This is a genomic window from Streptomyces sp. bgisy027 (genome assembly GCF_057710365.1).
This window is the reverse complement of the sequence record NZ_JBYIVZ010000077.1, coordinates 1-16,012: the sequence shown is the minus strand read 5'-3', so window position 1 is coordinate 16,012 and position 16,012 is coordinate 1. Positions and strand designations below refer to the sequence as shown.

Below are 16,012 nucleotides of genomic sequence, written 5' to 3'. Positions count from 1 at the left end.
CGCCCCGTCAGGCGAGGGCTACGAGCCCGATCCACCCGGCGGCTCGGGGTAGACCCACCGCTGCGGCGTGGCACCGCCCTGCGGCGACGGACCGTTCACCGGTCCTGGACGCCTGGACGCCGGCGGATCCAGGTGCGTGATGCGAGGCTGGGCCACCGCCGCGCCCTGCGGCGTCGGCCCGGAGGCGACTGGAGCCGCGTCGGCCGCCGCCTCCTGGCCGGGACGCTGGATCAGCGGTTGCCCGCGGTCACCGTCGGTGGGAGGCCGCCGGATCAGCGCCCGGCCCTTGTCGCCGGTGGCGTTGGGGACCTCACCGAAGCGGAAGTGGGTCTGCTTCGGCTGGTCGTCCCCGCCACATCCGCCGGTGGGGTCGATACCGGAGGCGACACCGCCCCAGCCCTGGCCCGGAACCTTCGACGGGCCCTGCGGAGCCCGCATGCCGGTGCCGGCCTGCATCGCGAGCTGGCCCGCGGTCTTCGCAGCACCGGCGGCCACCGCGACCCCCGCGACGCCCGTACGGTGCAGGTCGTCCTGGCCGCCGCCGTCGGCCGCCCAGTGCACGAACTTGTACGTGGCGTAGGGGCACAGCATCACCAGGACCATGACGACGATGCCCGCCATGGCGTCGGACAGGGCGGCGAGTCCGTCGGACGCGTCGCTCTTGCCCATGGCCGAGACGCCGAGCAGGAACACGATCGTCATCAGCAGCTTGCTGACGATCAACGTGGCCGTCGCCTCGATCCACCCGCGCCGCCAGCGCCGCGCGACTTCCCAGCCGCCGCCCGCACCGGCGAACACCGCCAGCGTCACCAGGACCAGGATGCCGACCTTGCGGGCGACCATCACCGCCCAGTACAGGAACGCGCCGATGGCACACCCCAGGCCGACCATGGCGGGGATGGTCCAGCCCAACGCGTACATCGGGCCGAGGTTGTTGACCTCGATGACGCGGCGGATCGCGTCGTCGACCGACGTGTTAGCCGCCTTGAACAGTCCGGCGGACAGCGCGTCGACCACGGTCAGTGCGACGGTGGTGCAGGCGATCGCGGCGAACGCGAACAGCACGCCCGCCACTGTCCCGGTCACCGCCTGCGCGAGAGCGCTCTCGTCACGGCGCCAGGCCGCCCGCATCAGCTGCAGACAGAACGTGGCGACGGTCAGCACGAGACCGATGGGCAGCAGCATCTCGTAGTTGCTGCGGAACCATTCGGCGTTGAGATCGACGGCCGTGGTCCTGTCGACGGCCGTCGAGGCGAGGTCCGCGGCGGACTGGGCTAGCTCGCCCATCGACTTGGCGATCCAGGCACCGATGCCATCGGTGATCGCCTCGCCGGTCGAACCGACGACACCGCCCACGGTGTCGCACACCGCGCTCATCAGGGGAAGGTCACAAGCCCCCATGAGGGCGCCTCCTTTCTAGGATTTCGGGGGCTGTCAGGGCGCGACGTTCGGCAGCACGCCAACCAGGGCACAGGCCTGGTCGGGGCGGCACTGGACGGCGAGCGTCGTGGAGCGGGACTCGGCCCCGGCCCCGGAGCCCTTCCAGGCGATGGACTGCTTGCCGGTGACCGTGACGGCGTAGACGTACGCCTCGGTGATCGCGCCGGGGTCCTCGGCCAGGGCGGTCTTGAACGCCTGCGGGAAGTGGCCCTCGCCGATCTTCGCGCTCGCGTGCTGGCGGTTGTCGTGCATTCGCGACCACAGCACCGAGCCGGGGATCTGGTCGGAGACGGAGTCCCAGTCGGCGTACTTCTTCTCGCCGGTCATCCACCGCTTGAGCCCGGCGACGTGCTCGGCCCGGGAGAACGAGCGGGTGTCGTACGTCCACAGCGCCTGCGTGGCCGCCTTGGCGAAGACGATCGGATCACTTGTCTTGGGTGGTGCCGCAACCGTCGTACGCTCGCCGGGGGTTGCCGTCGGCGAAGCGGACCGCTGCGTGGAGGTCGGAGTCGGCGCGGGCTTCGCGGAGGCGGGGCTCTCCGTGCGGGTCAGATACGCCAGGAGCCCGGCGACGGCCAACAGCACGGCCAGAACGAGACCACCGAACAGGGCACGCCGCAGAACCGAGGACGGCGCCCCGTACGTGCGCTCCTGGGGGATGAGGGAACGTTTCCTCGACATCAGTGAACCTGCGTCCCCATCGCCGAGAAGAACGCCACGATGCCGTTGGCCGCGCCGAGCAGCAGCGCACACCCGGCGGCGATGACCGTGCCCTTCTTCCCGTTCGCCTCGGCCTGGTGACCACCGCTGTGGTGGCCCCACGCCCAGACCATCGCGGAGATGGCCAGGGCGCCGACCACCGCGACGATGCCGAAGAGGTTGATCGAGGAGACGACGTTCTTCAGCACGCTGAGGCCGGGGAGACCACCCTCCTTCGGTGTGATGCCGGGGTTGTACGCCAGATACTGGGCGTGCTGCATGAGCTTCACTTGGAACTCCAGTGCGATTTTGGGTGCGTGACGACCCGGGAGGGGATGGAGCGAGGGGGGAGGAGAAGCCGGTCAGACGACCCGGCGGGCGGCGACGATGTCTGCGCGCCAGTCGGCGAGGGTCGAGATCTTGACCACGTCGCCGGTGTGCGGGGCCTGCAGGATCAGCCCCTGGCCGATGAACATCCCGACGTGTTCGGGCACTGCGGCCGTACCGCGGGTGAACAGGAGGTCACCCGGCTTGAGGGCATCGACGCTGACCGCCTTGCCCTCCTTGACCTGCGTGTACGTGGTCCGGGAGATCGAGACGCCGCCGGCCTTGTACGCCGCCTGCATCAGTGACGAGCAGTCGCACCGTCCCATCGGGTCCTGGCCGTGCGGAGCGGAACACGTACCGCCCCACTGATACGGCGTCCCGAGCTGGCCAATGCCCCAACGGATCGCCGTGCGCACCGACTTGGGCGCGCTGGCCGGGATCGTGTACCCGTCGGGCACGGAACCCGCGGGAATCGTGCCGAAGGAGGACCCGTCCTCGCCGGTACCGCAAGCGGTCGCCGTCGCGGACGCCGTCTGCTCGGCCTCACCGCCGGTGCCGCTGCCCTCGCCGGAACTTCCGTTCTGATCAAGCGACTTGGCGATGGCCTTCTGCAGGGCGGTGGCCAGCGGCTCCCACGTCGCGTACGCCTCGGGATAGCCGCTCTTCTGAACCTCCTGCGCGGCCTGGGCGATGGTCATCGACTGCCAGCCCGAAACCTTAAGCAGGCCCTCGTAGAACTTCGTCGAGGCATGCACCGGATCACGAACCTCGGCAGCCGTACCCCAACCCTGGCTGGGACGCTGCTGGAAGAGGCCAAGGGAATCCCGGTCGCCGTAATCCAGGTTCCGCAGACCCGACTCCTGCAGAGCCGTGGCCAGGGCAACGATCTGCCCCCGCGCCGGCACCTTCATCGCGATGCCCGTGGCCTGGATCGTCTCGGCGTTCGGAATCTGCTCCTCGGGATCATCCAGCCCCGAAACGGACACGGACCCCTTGCCGTCGCCCTTGAGGATCGACTTCACCAACTTCGCGACCGCCGCGCTGTCCACAGCCTGTGCGCCGTCCGCGGAACAAGCGGCCTGAGCACTGCTGGAACCAGCGAGAGCGACTGCAACCGGCGCTATCAACAACGTCGGGCCAAGCGCCACGACCCCTGCTATGGCTACGACCTTCTTCACGGACGAAGGCCCAATGCCAAACAGCGGCACGGGGAATTGGACCCCGGGGAGGGGCGGGCCTGGGCATGCTGCATCGGCAGCTCCTTACTCGTAGGCAGCGCGGCGCAGGCGTTCTCGTCGAAAAGGCCACCGACACCACGCCGGTAATGAATTCGCAATCCCTGTGGGAAGCGGGGAAACCAGGGCCGGGAGCTGCTAACTCCCGGCCGCTGGACCCCTACTTACTGAAGAGCGGCAGCCAGCCGCGTTCGTAATCTCACTCGCCACATGGGGAGTCGCCTTCGCCGATTAGAGAGCCAGTCGGTGGGGTGTCGTACACGCCGCCCTTGGACGGAACAGGATGCATCGACACAGGTCAGCAGGGATGGAACCGGATCCCGTCCTGCGAACACGGCGAGACTGTAGAGAAGAATTTCGGCCGCACCAAACGGCCCCCGCGGCGGGTGGTTCCGGGGAGTCGAGCCGAGGTCCTCCTCATTGGGCGCGGCCGGAATTCACGGTTAACCTCCAGCGCATTGCTCACCACGGTGGCTGCTTGCGCAGTTCCGCGGAGCGATCCATGCCGACGTGCCCATCCCTCCGCGTGCGGAGAAAGGGTGCACGACTGCCTCCCTGAAAGAGAGAACCGCGCAATGCCATACACCCTGCACCGAGGCGACGCGCTGACCGCCCTCGCCGGCATCCCCGACAAGAGCGTCGATGCCGTGATCACCGATCCGCCCTACAACAGCGGCGGCCGGACCAGCAGCGAGCGCACCGGCCGCTCCGCGCGCGCGAAGTACACGTCGGCGGACGCCGAGCACGACCTTGCCAACTTCCCCGGCGAGAACCGGGACCAGCGCTCGTACGGCTTCTGGCTCACGCTCCTGCTCACCGAGTCCTATCGCGCGACCGTCGAGTCCGGCAGCGCGCTCGTCTTCACCGACTGGCGGCAGCTGCCGTCGACGACGGACGCACTTCAGGCCGCGGGCTGGACCTGGCGGGGGATCGCGTCTTGGCACAAGCCGGTCTCCCGGCCGCAGAAGGGCCGACTCAAGCAGTCGTGCGAGTACATCGTGTGGGGAACCAAGGGACCCGTCGACGCCAACCGGAACCCCGTCTATCTCCCGGGTCTCTACACGGCGAGTCAGCCGAGGAAGGACCGCGTGCACATCACACAGAAGCCCGTGGAAGTGATGCAGGAACTCGTCAAGATCTGCCCACCGGGCGGAACGGTCCTCGACCCCTTCGCAGGCTCGGGGACGACGGGCGTTGCCGCGTTGCGGGAGGGGCGTCAGTTCGTAGGGGTCGAACTCTCCGAGCACTACGCGGATATTGCGGAGCGTCGGCTTCAAGGTGCACTCAGCCGGGACGACTTCGAACTCGCCGGTCCCGAAGAGTGAGACCGAGAAACTCTGGCGACAGGGCCATAACGCAGAAACGGGCGGTGTTCCACGAGAGTGGTGGAACACCGCCTGTTGTCAGGAGGACTTACGCTGCCTCGATGCTCCGCTGGATCAGGTCGGTCGCTAGTGCCAGGTCTGCGTGCGAGCCGATACGAACCTCGACGCCGTCACGGATTCCGAGGGCTCCGAGGCCGCGCATATCCCGGGAGAAGCCCTCCTTCAGCTCGACCGTTTCCGGATTCAGCCTCAGATTGACCACGAGTAGCCGGTTGCGCGGCTGCACGCGCACCGTGGCCACGTTCACGATCCGCCGGTAGGCGACGTAGTGGACCTGGCGCTCCCTGAATACATCCCTGTGGGACAACAGGAGCTCGTCGAGATCCGTGTACAGCTCCTTGAGGTCCTTCGACGAGTCATCGAGATACTGCTGAACCGACTTTGGCGCCGGAGACGTTGCGTGGGGCGATCCCGACGCCCTGCCCCGCGCCGATGTGCGGCTGGCGTCGGCGGACGCGATGAGCTGCAGCGTGAGCACATCGCCGAAGACCCGGTACGTCACCAGGTCGATCCGGTGTCCGATCACCTCCACAGCCACTGTGTCGTGGTGGGTGAACGCCCCGGCGACGCAGACGATCCGCGGAGCGCTCCAGTCGATCTCCGCGGCAGTCTGGTTGCCGAGCTTCTCCCGGGCCAGACTTTCGAACTCGTGATGGTGGTCGTGGAGCCACCACAGGTACGAGAGCCCCTGGCTGATGACGTTTTGGTCGCGGTTGCGCTTGTACTCGACGATTACCGGAGTGCCGTTCTCGTCCAGTCCGAGGGAGTCGATCCGGCCTCCGTGATGGCCGGTGCGGTACTCGGTTGCCAGGAAGCGGATGCCGAGCATCGCCTCCATGTTGGCCTCGATCAGCCGCTGCAGCTCCACCTCCACCCCCACGGACGCTCCCGAGATCTCCGTCGCCTGCCCGCCTCTCACCCTGAAGATTTTCAGACTGCTCATGAAGCCTCCCCGCCCGACCTTGATCGCCGATGAGGAACAATGGGGGCGAGGAAGCATTTATTCCGGCCCCAGGCGGATCGGCCTTGATGCCTGGCGAAACCACTCACTGCTGGAAGTACCCAAAACTGAAGTGTGCGGCCGAAACTGGCGGTGGCGAGCACGGAGCTACTGGAGCCGACGGCCTGTTGAGTGAGGGTGTCGCGATCTCTTCTACATCCGATTGCCCGGCAGGGCCAAACGGAATTTGCCGAAGAAGCTTGACCCTCCTGCTGTACGAGGAAGCGGAGGAGACCTTTGTACATCGGTCATGATGACGGCGACGGTGCTGTCGTGGGGCAGTTTCATGTTGGGCGGCACAAGGATGGAAAGCCAGTAGCTGCGTCCTCCTGGCGGGTCACGACCAGGGCGCAGCACGTGGCGGATGCCCTTGTCGGTTACTACGAGAACGCCATCCTGGCTGGAAAGGCCAAAGACGGGAGGGCCGCTGAGGTGGTTACCGGCTGCGACCGCGTTCCCATCCTTCTTGTGGGCCAGAGGGCCGTGACACTCCGCATGACGCTGAAGGGAGCTGGGGAGGTCTTCCATAGTTGCGACGGGTATCGGTTCCTCGATCCTGCGCCGCAGTACGGCGAACCGTGTGGGTGCCCACCGACCTTGGAGGAGCGCAAGTCCGCCGCCGCAACCGGCCGTGGGCCAGTGCCTGAGACTCGGATTCGGTTCCGGCTGGCTGAGCTGCCGAGCGTCGGGATGTTCGTCCTGAACTCCTCTTCCTGGGCGTTTGCTGAGGCCCTTCCTCAGTTGACGCATGCGCTGGGCACGGTGAGTGGGCCCGTGAAGTGTGTGCTTCGCTACGACATGGTGGAGTTCACGACACAGTCGGGTGTGGCCGTCAGCTACCGGAGGCCAGTAGTAGAGCTGGCGGGGATCCATTTCGGCGGCGAAAGCATGGAGCTCGCGGCGTGAGCCGAGTTGGTGTTGTCCCTCAACTGTTGTTACCGGCATGCGCTCTAAGCTACTCATCGCGATGGGTGAGCACGACGCGTGCAGCTGCGGACTTGTCGGGTTCAGCGGCATGGCTGAAGAGGTTCATGAGGGCCGTTCCTGCCCCGGGATGACCCAATTGCTGAACGAGCGCTCCGTAGTAGTAAGCCAGGCCGGCCATTACTGGACCATCACCGCTTTGAACCTCCATGGCCCCGTTGCGCAGGCCTGCCATGAGGAAGGGCAGCGACGAGGCTGAAACCCAGGGCTGGGTCAGGGCTTGGACGGAAAACTTCTGCAGATTGCCGAATCTATGAGAGGGCAACGTCGCCCGCCAGAGGCCCGTGTAGGCAGCTGCTAGCCAGGCCGAAGCATGGTCCGGCTGACCGCCGATGATCTGTGCAGCTGCATCGAGGACCAGCTGTACTACGGACTGCGCATCGGTCCAGGCCGTCGGCCGCGCAATTGCGGCAGCTACGCCTTGTGCGAGCCAGCCGTCGGCCTGCGCTGCGAAGCGGTACAGGTCGCTCGAGAAGGGGATATCCATGTAGAAATGCCGCAAGAGTTCAGCCTTCAGAGCCACTGACTCCTGCGGTGCCACGGTCTGCTCGCGTTGGCACGCGTCGATCAAGGCGAGCGTCCCGAAGGCGGGTACGCCCACCGACCGGGCGAGCGTGCGCAGCGCTCGGTCGTCGCACCACAGCACCAGGTCTTGTTCCTTGGCATGGTCCAAGGCCGTGAGCCACGCCTCCGTACCGCGGCCGTCAGGCGCCCACGGCAGTGCCCGCAGTTCCGGTCGGGCCACCCGCGGCAGCGACCGCACGATGTCTGCGGCACGTTCGAGGGTGCGACGCAAGGCACTCACCTGCCCATCCGGAGCAAGGTGCAGTGTCGCCCGTGATTCGTGCGCGTTCCAGACCAGCGTGGCGTCGGACCGCAGGGCGAACGAGTCGAGGGCGTGGAACGCATCGCCGACGATCTGGTCGGTCGTCACGATGCTCTGGCAGTAGCCGATGAGCCGTTCGGTGGCGCCCGGCTCCAACAGGGCAAGTGACACCGCCGTACTCGTATCCACGACCACCCGCCGGTCCAGCGTGGCCTGGATGGCGTCTGCTTCTGCCGCGTTCGCGATCGGGTCGGAGGCGAACAGGCCAGGCGGTCCTGCGGTGAGCCGCACACACAACTCGGCGTATGACCTGCCGCTCACCAGGGTCAGCATCCCTACGGGAAGTTGGCCCTGATTGATCCGCTCCCGGATTTCCCGACGGTCCTCGTCCTCGTGCTCGCGGCGGAGCACCTCGCCGATCTGGTTGAGTGCGGCTTGCGGATCGGCGGCATCGAGTGCACGGAAGTAGACGCTGTCGGGGAAGCGCTCCAGGTAGTCCGAGCTCGCCTCACGCAGCAGCTCGGCCGCCTCTGCGGGCATGGGCTGGGTCGTGCTGGTGCGCCAGTGAAGAGCTCCGAGGAAGAGTCCTAGCAGTTCTTCATCCTGTGGCCACTTCTGCATCATCTCCAGCGCACGCCCGACGAACTGAGGATCAGCAGAGTGACGTGCACCGAGCTGAACCCACAGGAGAGCTTCGTCCCGGCGCCGGGGCAGAGCCGCTTCCCCGAGTTCGGTGAGAGTCCGCCATGCTTCGTCGGGCCGTGCCCGCGTCACATAGCACTTCACCAGGGCCCAGCGCGCGTCAAGACTGTGTGGATCCAGTTCTAGGAGCGCGATTGCCGCGTCCGTGGCCTGTTCCCAGTTCCCTGTGGCGGACTCCGTCTCAACGAGCAGCTCATACATCGCGCTTTGCGCTGCCCAGCCAGGGCCGGCGATCCGCAGTGCGCTCTCCGCGCCCTCCTTGGCCTTCTTGTAGTCCCTGGCTTGTTGGTAGGTACGGGCTGCCATTGCCATCAGCTGCGCATCGCGCCAGTGGGTCGCGGCTTCTTGCAGGGTGGCCGCGGCCTTGTCGAGATCGCCGAGTTGCTGATAGCGGTGCGCCAGTTTCAGGGCGGTGATAGGACTGTGGTTCGCGTTGGCGCGCAGAACTGAAAGATCGCCGCTCGCCGTGCCGCTGACGGCATGGGCGAACTTCTCGAGATCCGCTACCGCCTCGGGATACTCATCCTTCAAGTGAGAGAGCTCCGGCAGGTTCCGCCCAGACTCCACCAGCCCCATGGCCGCCATGAGCTGTTCGGGCCCTGGCGCCGCTGCATCCCATGCGCGTTGCCAGGCCTCGGCTACGCGCTCGTCTTCGCTGTCACTGCCTGCGCGGCGTTCTTCGAGCACGGCCAACACCTGCGCCTTGGCGAACGGGCGCGTGACTACGCTCAAGAGCTCGCGCGCCCGGTTTTCGCGGCCGGTCAGAGCCGCGATCAGGGCACTTTCCTCCTGGACCCGCGGGTCGTCCGCTTCTTCCGCGACGGCCTCTCCTTCTGGAGCCGGCTGCGAGAGAGCCCACGCGGTTGATAGATCTTGGCTGAACAGGGCGGCCTGCATTGCCAGGACGGCCGCCGCCGCGCTGTCACCGAACCATTCCCGACGTGCGTTGCGCACCCGTATGGCGACAGCCAGAGCCTCTTGTGCGTCGGCGAGCTTACGACGCGCGGCGCGGCGCGTGGCTCGCTGCAGCAGAGCCTGTGCCAGCGCCAGCCCAAGCTGGGGAAAGCGTGCGACGTCCGCTTCACGCAGGGCTGGCAGGGCCTGGTCGGTCAAGTCCTGCCCTACGAGCGCGTCCGTTCTCAGGAGGAGCTGCAGAGCCTGAGCGCTGTCGTCAGGTGGTGTCCACTGGTCGAGGTGGTGAAGGACTGCGACCCGGTCACCGCCGAGGAGGGACTGCAAGGCCCTGACCAGCGGTGAGTCGAGATCTTGATGGGCAGTCAGATACGAACGTGCGCTGCCCGCTGTCATTGTCTCTGCCAGGAGAGCAGCCCGTACGACCAAGAGGTCGCGAGGATATCCGCCTTCACGTACCGCCCGGTCATAGAACGAGGACGAGGCGTTGCGAGCATCGTATGCCGACGCCACTTGGGCCAGCCAAGAAAATGCGTCGGCGGGCGCATCGGTGAGCCACCGTGGCTCGTGCTTGGCCCACTGCTCCAATGTGTTCTTGCGCGCACTCCTGCCCATAGGAAGCTGCTGGACGACCACTTCCACGTCAGACCAGCGATCACACAGCTGCCGTGCTTCCGCTTGGAGCAAAGGCGGCAAGGTGGCTAGCCCTTGATCGAAGCCGGACCGGACAGCCCCCGCCGTTGTGCCCGCGTCGGTCACATACTGGTTCTCAATGTACGTGACTACGTTGTTGTCACCGATAGCCGAAGCGATGATGGCTTCGCCAGCCGCGACGGCTCCCGGACCGGCGGACACCGTCCGAGTGACCTCGCCTGGAATTGCTCCAATTCCAGGCGCGGCTGTCTGTCCCTTTAGTCGCTTCCAAAACGGTTTCACCGTTCGCTACCGTCCCCAAGGGCGCTGTCCGTGATGTCACCGCCGGCCGCGATCCCGTCTCTCCCCGCTCGTACGTCATCCGCGTTCCGCCTCGGTGCAGTGCTGCCGGGCGTCGAGTGGGGACCGGTCACCTTTGAGTTGGTTCCGATTGCGGAGCCAATGATGTTGCCGCCGGCCACGACCGATCCGCGGCCGCCGCGCACGCGACGGCCAGTGGCAGGCCCGCCACTTGTGCTGCGGAACAGGGCGATCACAGACACCAGCAAGCCGACCAATGCGACGACCGCACCCACTAGTCCTACGGTCTGTTCTGTCGTGTCCGGGTCTGCGAAAACAGCGACCAGGGCCAGTCCGACGCTTGCTAGGCCGGTCACCGCTGCCGTCACTGATACCCACACGCGTGCCGTTCCCGTCATAGCCACCAGTTCACCGATCTTTCGCCAACGCTCGTTCTGCCCGGAAGCGCAGGAGTGCCCTCAACGACCCTCTGATGAGACCGTAGCGGCAACGTGCAAGGTCAAATACCTAAATCAGGTTGCAGCTGATGAGGCAGCGGTCTGCGCGCTAGCTGACTCGGACAGCGGCGGCGGTGAAACAGCAGCCGCAATACCCGAACGAGCCTCCCGAACGGGGGCTCAGCGGCTACCGTCCAAGCCATGATCTACCGATCAAGGCGTCTAGAAGCACTTCTCGGCAGCTCCTTCGACACCGTCACCTATGCAGAACTGGCGGCGTTGGTCGGCATGGCAGAGGCCGCAGAAGCCGAAGACCTCGACTACAAGCGTGAAGCGCTTGCCGCCACCGACGAGCAGAAGGCTGAACTGGCCAAAGACGTGGCGGCCTTCGCCAATCATGCGGGCGGGGTGCTCGTGATCGGCATGGCGGAGGCCAAAGGTCTTCCGTCGAAGGTGATGGACAGCAACCTCTCCGACGGCCACCTCCGTCATCTCCACCAAGTTGTCGCCCGCCATACGGCACCCGTCGTCCGGTTCGAGATGCGCCCGGTCCCTAATCCGGCTTCTCCGGGCAAGGGGATCTTGCTCATTGCAGTGCCTCGAAGTCCCCAGGCTCCCCACGCAGTGACGGCCTTCGCGAAGACTGTCACCGAGGCGCTGATGTACCCCCGGAGAGGTGCAACGAAGACCGACTGGCTGACCGAGACTGAAGTCGCCACCGCCTACCAGCGGCGATTCACCGCAGCCGCCGACCGCACACAGCGCCTCGCGACCGTCGAGAGCGAACTGCTGACCTCGCTACCTCAGAGCAACAGACCCCATCTCGTTGTCTCCGTGGTGCCAGAGGTCCCCGGTGACATGGTCATCAATCGAGAAGCCTTCCAGCAGGTGCAGGCCGAACTACTCAGCACAAGTTTGATCGGCGAAGACCAGCGCACCTTCGAAGGAGTACGCATCGGTTCACGTCGGTTCATTGCCTACGGCGGCGATCCGACCGGGTACTTCTACAACCAAGCCGAGCTGCACCGTGACGGATCCGGAAGCTGGGCCCTGCGCGTTGTGGGCCACACAAGCACCGCCAACTTGCAGGAGTTCAATTGGGCGGAGCCGGACACAGTGGTGTGGCTGCTCATGTCGGCTCTGCATGTGCTGGGGGCGCATGCCCGCGACCGTACCGGTGCCACCGGCACCGCCCTCGTCAAGGTCGCTCTCGTTGATGCCCCGCACAACCACCCGCGCGGCCCGGGCAGGCCGAGCTTGCATCCCTTGCTGTCCTTCCGGCTCGACCTGCTGAAGGCGACTGGGCAACGGACGCCATTGAGTACTCAGACCTGCGCGTATGCCGATGGTGAGGCAGTGGCATTTCTCGACGATCTGGCCGATGCCGGAACCGGACTGGTCCAGGCCGCATCCTTGCTGTCCGACGAGCTCGTACAAGCCTTTGGTATTGCCGAGGCGGCTCCGTTGACGCGTGACGGCAAGCTGCGCCAGCACGAATGGTCCGCGCAGCTCCGTCCGGGGCAGACTCAATGGGCTCAAGCTCATGACATCGAGATACTTACGCGATGATGGAGAGGCATCCTTCCGACGGAGTAGGCGCACAAGAGGAAATCAGTGGCACTAGAGCGTGCACCCCTCTACGGTGAGGATTACTTCGAACAGCGACCGTTGGTGGCCGTTGTCGACTGAGCAAGAAGCGGAGGTGTGACCGATGGCTGTCTCTGTGATGGGCGCTGCCCGCAACCAGAAGTTCATCCACTCCACCCCCGTGGCCACCGGCTGACCTCATCCTTCTTCCCGCGCCAGTGGGCGCGGTGCCGGGGCCACCCTTGTGAAGGGTCACCCCTTGTCTTTCTCTTCGTCTTCGGTTTCGTCGCACCCTCTCGCCGTCTACGGCTGGGACGAGGGCTGGGAAGCCGAGTTCGCTCCCTACGCCGAGCAGGGTCTTCTGCCCGGCCGCGTCGTCCGGGTCGATCGTGGCCTGTGCGACGTCATCACCCCGGTCGGCACTGTCCGTGCTGACACCGAGTTCGTCGTCCCCCGCGACCCGATGAAGGTCGTGTGCACGGGTGACTGGGTCGCCGTCGACCCCGACGGCAGCGACCCGCTGTACGTGCGGACGCTGCTGCCGCGTCGCACCGCCTTCGTCCGCTCCACGTCGTCGAAGCGTTCCGAGGGCCAAGTCCTGGCCACTAACATCGATCACGTCGTCATCTGTGTGTCGCTCGCGGTCGAACTCGACCTCGGGCGCATCGAGCGATTCCTGGCGCTCGCCATGTCCAGCTCGAACGGTGAGGCCCTGCTGCATAAGTCGGCACTCTCCTGGGAGTCCGGCGCCCAGCCGGTCGTGGTCCTCACCAAGGCCGACCTCGTGCCGGACGCGGTGACGCTCGCGTACCTCGTCCAGGACGTGGAGACCACCGCGCCGGGCGTACCGGTGCTGACCGCCAGCGCCACGCGGGGCGAAGGGCTCGACGTCCTCTCCGCGGTCGTCGGGGGCGGTACGTCCGTGCTGCTCGGGCAGTCCGGCGCGGGCAAGTCGACGCTCGCGAACGCGCTGCTCGGCGAGGACGTGCTGGAGGTCCAGGCCGCGCGCGACGTCGACGGCAAGGGCCGCCACACGACCACCACCCGCAACCTCCTCGCCCTGCCCGGCGGCGGTGTCCTCATCGACACGCCTGGGCTGCGCGGCGTCGGGCTGTGGGACGCCGAGGTCGGCGTCGGGCAGGTCTTCTCGGAGATCGAGGAGCTGTCCGAGCGCTGCCGCTTCCACGACTGCGCGCACGAGAGCGAGCCGGGGTGCGCGGTGCGCTCCGCTGTCGACGCCGGCGAGTTGCCGGTGCGACGGCTGGAGAGCTACCGCAAGCTGATGCGGGAGAACCAGTGGATCGTGGCCAAGACCGATGCCCGGCTGCGGGCCGAGATCAAGAAGGACTGGAAGCGGAAGGGGGCGCAGGGGCGCGCCGCGATGGAGGCGAAGCGGGGGCGGTGGCGGTAACGCCTCCTGGGGTGCCAGGTCTGCCGGCCGGCGGCTGCGGGCTCGTGGTGGCTGGTCGCGCAGTTCCCCGCGCCGCTTGGGGGACGTTGCAGGGCTGTGTCCGAATCCCGCTAGCAGCGGCTCTCCTCCCGGCGGAGACTGGACGGCGTGATGGACGAAGACAGCAGGTACGAGGCGGTTCGCAGCCGTGATGCGCGGTTCGACGGGGAGTTCTTCTTCGCCGTCGAGACGACCGGCATCTACTGCCGCCCCAGCTGCCCGGCGGTCACGCCGAAGCGGCGCAACGTGCGGTTCTTCGCGACGGCCGCCGCCGCGCAGGGCTCGGGTTTCCGGGCCTGCCGGCGGTGCCGGCCGGACGCCGTGCCGGGGTCGGCCGCGTGGAACGTGCGGGCCGATGTGGTCGGCCGGGCCGTGCGGCTGATCGGCGACGGGATCGTCGACCGGGAGGGCGTCGCCGGGCTCGCCTCCCGGCTCGGCTACAGCGCCCGGCAGGTGCAGCGGCAGCTGACCGCCGAGCTCGGCGCGGGCCCGGTCGCACTCGCGCGGGCCCAGCGGGCGCACACCGCGCGGGTCCTGCTCCAGACCACCGGCCTGCCGATCACGGAGATCGCTTTCGCGGCCGGCTTCGCCTCGGTCCGCCAGTTCAACGACACGATCCGGGCGGTGTACGCCTCGACCCCGAGCGAGGTGCGCGCCGCCGCGCCGCGCGGTGGCCGGACCGCCGGGCGTACGGCCACACCGTCGGCCGGCATACCTCTGCGGCTCGCCCACCGGGGCCCCTACCAGGCCGGTGCCGTCTTCGACCTGCTCGCAGAGGAGGCCGTATCCGGCATCGAGGAGGTCAGCGGCCCGACCGGGCACCGCACCTACCGCCGCACGCTGCGGCTGCCGCACGGCACCGCCGTCGTCGCGGTGGAGGAGACGCCGGGCGACGGCGCCGGGCACGGGAGGGCCGCCCACCCCGGCGGCTGGCTCGACGCCCGGCTCCACCTCACCGACCTCCGCGACCTGACGACCGCCGTACAGCGGCTGCGGCGGCTGTACGACCTGGACGCCGATCCGTACGCCGTCGACGAGCGGCTCGGCGCCGACGCCCGGCTCGCTCCCCTGGTCGCCGCCCGGCCGGGACTGCGCTCGCCCGGCGCCGCCGACGCGGACGAGCTGGCCGTACGCGCGCTGGTCGGGCCGCTGCGCGCCGCGGAACTGGTGCGCCGGTACGGCAAGGCGCTCGACGCGCCCTGCGGCAGCCTCACCCACCTCTTCCCGGAGGCGGCCGTGCTCGCCGGGGCCGAGCCCCGCGGGCCCCTGGGCGCGCTGACCACCGCCCTCGCTGACGGTGCCGTACGGCTGGATCCGGGCGCCGACCGGGACGAGGCGCACCGCGCGCTGCTGAACCTGCCGGGCCTGGACGCCCGGACCATCGCCGCGATCCGCACCCGGGCCCTGGGCGATCCGGACGTCGCCCCGCCCGGTGCGGACGCCTCCGACAGCTGGCGCCCCTGGCGCTCCTACGCCTTGCAACACCTGCGTGCAGCAGGGGAGTTGGAACAGTGATGACAACGAACACGACGACGAACCCGAGGTCCGCCATGGCTGCCGATGCCACCCCCGTCCCGTGGACCGAGCTCGACAGCCCGCTCGGCCCCCTCCTCCTCACCGCCGACCCCGCCACCGGCGCTCTGGCCTCGCTCTCCGTGCCGGGCCAGAAGGGCGGGCGGACCGTCCAGGACGGCCGGCGGCGCGACCCGGCCCTCTTCCGCGCGGCCGAGGAACAGCTCGCCGCCTACCTCGCCGGTGAACTCAAGGAGTTCCGGCTGGAGCTCAGCACGCATGGCAGCGAGTTCCGGGAGCGGGTCTGGGCCGCCCTCGACGACGTGCCCTACGGCGCCACCACGACGTACGGCGCGATCGCGACGCGGATCGGCGCTCCCCGCGCCGCCGTCCGGGCCGTCGGCGGCGCGATCGGCGCCAACCCGCTGCTGATCGTCCGCCCCTGCCACCGGGTGATCGGCGCCGACGGCTCCCTGACCGGCTACGCGGGCGGCCTCGACCGCAAGGTGCGGCTGCTGACGCTGGAGGGCTCGCTCCAGGAGTCCCCCGGCCCTCACTCGCG

Annotated in this window: 12 protein-coding genes; 6 read left to right on the top strand and 6 right to left on the bottom strand. The window is 67.8% G+C overall.

The annotated features are described in order from the left end of the window. Nucleotides 1–18: 18 nt before the first annotated feature. The 4 genes from AC3ETA_RS44410 to AC3ETA_RS44395 all read right to left on the bottom strand — a co-directional run bounded on the left by AC3ETA_RS44410 (nt 19) and on the right by AC3ETA_RS44395 (nt 3,644). Nucleotides 19–1,401 (bottom strand): SCO6881 family protein, encoded by a 1,383-nt coding sequence (locus tag AC3ETA_RS44410; RefSeq protein ID WP_432198566.1) that lies wholly within the window; start codon nt 1,399–1,401, stop codon nt 19–21. Nucleotides 1,402–1,434: 33 nt separating this feature from the next. Then, a complete protein-coding gene (locus AC3ETA_RS44405; protein ID WP_432198565.1) occupies nt 1,435–2,121 on the bottom strand; it encodes a hypothetical protein in 687 nt (228 codons plus the stop codon). Then, nucleotides 2,121–2,420, bottom strand: a complete 300-nt coding sequence (locus AC3ETA_RS44400) for a DUF6112 family protein (RefSeq protein ID WP_384779848.1) — start codon at nt 2,418–2,420, stop codon at nt 2,121–2,123. Before AC3ETA_RS44400 ends, AC3ETA_RS44405 begins: the two co-directional genes overlap by 1 nt. 81 nt (nt 2,421–2,501) lie before the next feature. Then, nucleotides 2,502–3,644 carry a C40 family peptidase gene (locus AC3ETA_RS44395; RefSeq protein ID WP_432198564.1) on the bottom strand — a complete coding sequence of 381 codons (1,143 nt, stop codon included), beginning with the start codon at nt 3,642–3,644 and terminating at the stop codon, nt 2,502–2,504. 632 nt (nt 3,645–4,276) lie between these two features. On the opposite strand from AC3ETA_RS44395, the gene AC3ETA_RS44390 reads away from it, so the two are divergent. Further along, nucleotides 4,277–5,026 (top strand): DNA-methyltransferase, encoded by a 750-nt coding sequence (locus AC3ETA_RS44390; protein WP_432198563.1) that lies wholly within the window; start codon nt 4,277–4,279, stop codon nt 5,024–5,026. A gap of 88 nt (nt 5,027–5,114) precedes the next feature. Here the strand turns inward: AC3ETA_RS44390 and AC3ETA_RS44385 are convergent, their stop codons facing one another. Further along, entirely contained in the window at nt 5,115–6,029 is a 915-nt protein-coding gene (locus tag AC3ETA_RS44385) for a DUF5655 domain-containing protein (protein ID WP_432198562.1), read from the bottom strand. A gap of 330 nt (nt 6,030–6,359) precedes the next feature. Between AC3ETA_RS44385 and AC3ETA_RS44380 the strand changes: the two genes are divergently transcribed. Then, nucleotides 6,360–6,992, top strand: coding sequence for a recombination directionality factor (locus tag AC3ETA_RS44380; RefSeq protein ID WP_432198593.1), 633 nt, complete (start codon nt 6,360–6,362; stop codon nt 6,990–6,992). 49 nt (nt 6,993–7,041) lie between these two features. Here the strand turns inward: AC3ETA_RS44380 and AC3ETA_RS44375 are convergent, their stop codons facing one another. Continuing rightward, on the bottom strand, nt 7,042–10,365 hold the full coding sequence (locus tag AC3ETA_RS44375) for a tetratricopeptide repeat protein (protein ID WP_432198561.1): 3,324 nt from the start codon (nt 10,363–10,365) through the stop codon (nt 7,042–7,044). A 737-nt stretch (nt 10,366–11,102) separates the two neighbouring features. Here AC3ETA_RS44375 and AC3ETA_RS44370 point away from each other — a divergent pair. The 4 genes from AC3ETA_RS44370 to AC3ETA_RS44355 form a co-directional block, all read left to right on the top strand. Beyond that, nucleotides 11,103–12,470 carry an AlbA family DNA-binding domain-containing protein gene (locus tag AC3ETA_RS44370; RefSeq protein WP_432198560.1) on the top strand — a complete coding sequence of 456 codons (1,368 nt, stop codon included), beginning with the start codon at nt 11,103–11,105 and terminating at the stop codon, nt 12,468–12,470. A 277-nt stretch (nt 12,471–12,747) separates the two neighbouring features. Further along, nucleotides 12,748–13,899 (top strand): ribosome small subunit-dependent GTPase A, encoded by a 1,152-nt coding sequence (rsgA, locus tag AC3ETA_RS44365; protein ID WP_432198559.1) that lies wholly within the window; start codon nt 12,748–12,750, stop codon nt 13,897–13,899. Between the two features lie 150 nt (nt 13,900–14,049). After that, entirely contained in the window at nt 14,050–15,453 is a 1,404-nt protein-coding gene (locus AC3ETA_RS44360) for a bifunctional transcriptional activator/DNA repair enzyme AdaA (protein ID WP_432198592.1), read from the top strand. 35 nt (nt 15,454–15,488) lie between these two features. After that, nucleotides 15,489–16,012: methylated-DNA--[protein]-cysteine S-methyltransferase (locus tag AC3ETA_RS44355; RefSeq protein ID WP_432198591.1), on the top strand; the 524-nt coding region annotated here is incomplete at its 3' end.

Excerpts from the sequence above, each read along its gene's own strand:
- AC3ETA_RS44370 (WP_432198560.1), top strand. The coding sequence starts at position 11,103 with ATGATCTACCGATCAAGGCGTCTAGAAGCACTTCTCGGCAGCTCCTTC.
- AC3ETA_RS44385 (WP_432198562.1), bottom strand. The coding sequence starts at position 6,029 with ATGAGCAGTCTGAAAATCTTCAGGGTGAGAGGCGGGCAGGCGACGGAG.
- AC3ETA_RS44360 (WP_432198592.1), top strand. The coding sequence starts at position 14,050 with ATGGACGAAGACAGCAGGTACGAGGCGGTTCGCAGCCGTGATGCGCGG.
- AC3ETA_RS44410 (WP_432198566.1), bottom strand. The coding sequence starts at position 1,401 with ATGGGGGCTTGTGACCTTCCCCTGATGAGCGCGGTGTGCGACACCGTG.
- AC3ETA_RS44400 (WP_384779848.1), bottom strand. The coding sequence starts at position 2,420 with ATGCAGCACGCCCAGTATCTGGCGTACAACCCCGGCATCACACCGAAG.
- AC3ETA_RS44390 (WP_432198563.1), top strand. The coding sequence starts at position 4,277 with ATGCCATACACCCTGCACCGAGGCGACGCGCTGACCGCCCTCGCCGGC.
- AC3ETA_RS44405 (WP_432198565.1), bottom strand. The coding sequence starts at position 2,121 with ATGTCGAGGAAACGTTCCCTCATCCCCCAGGAGCGCACGTACGGGGCG.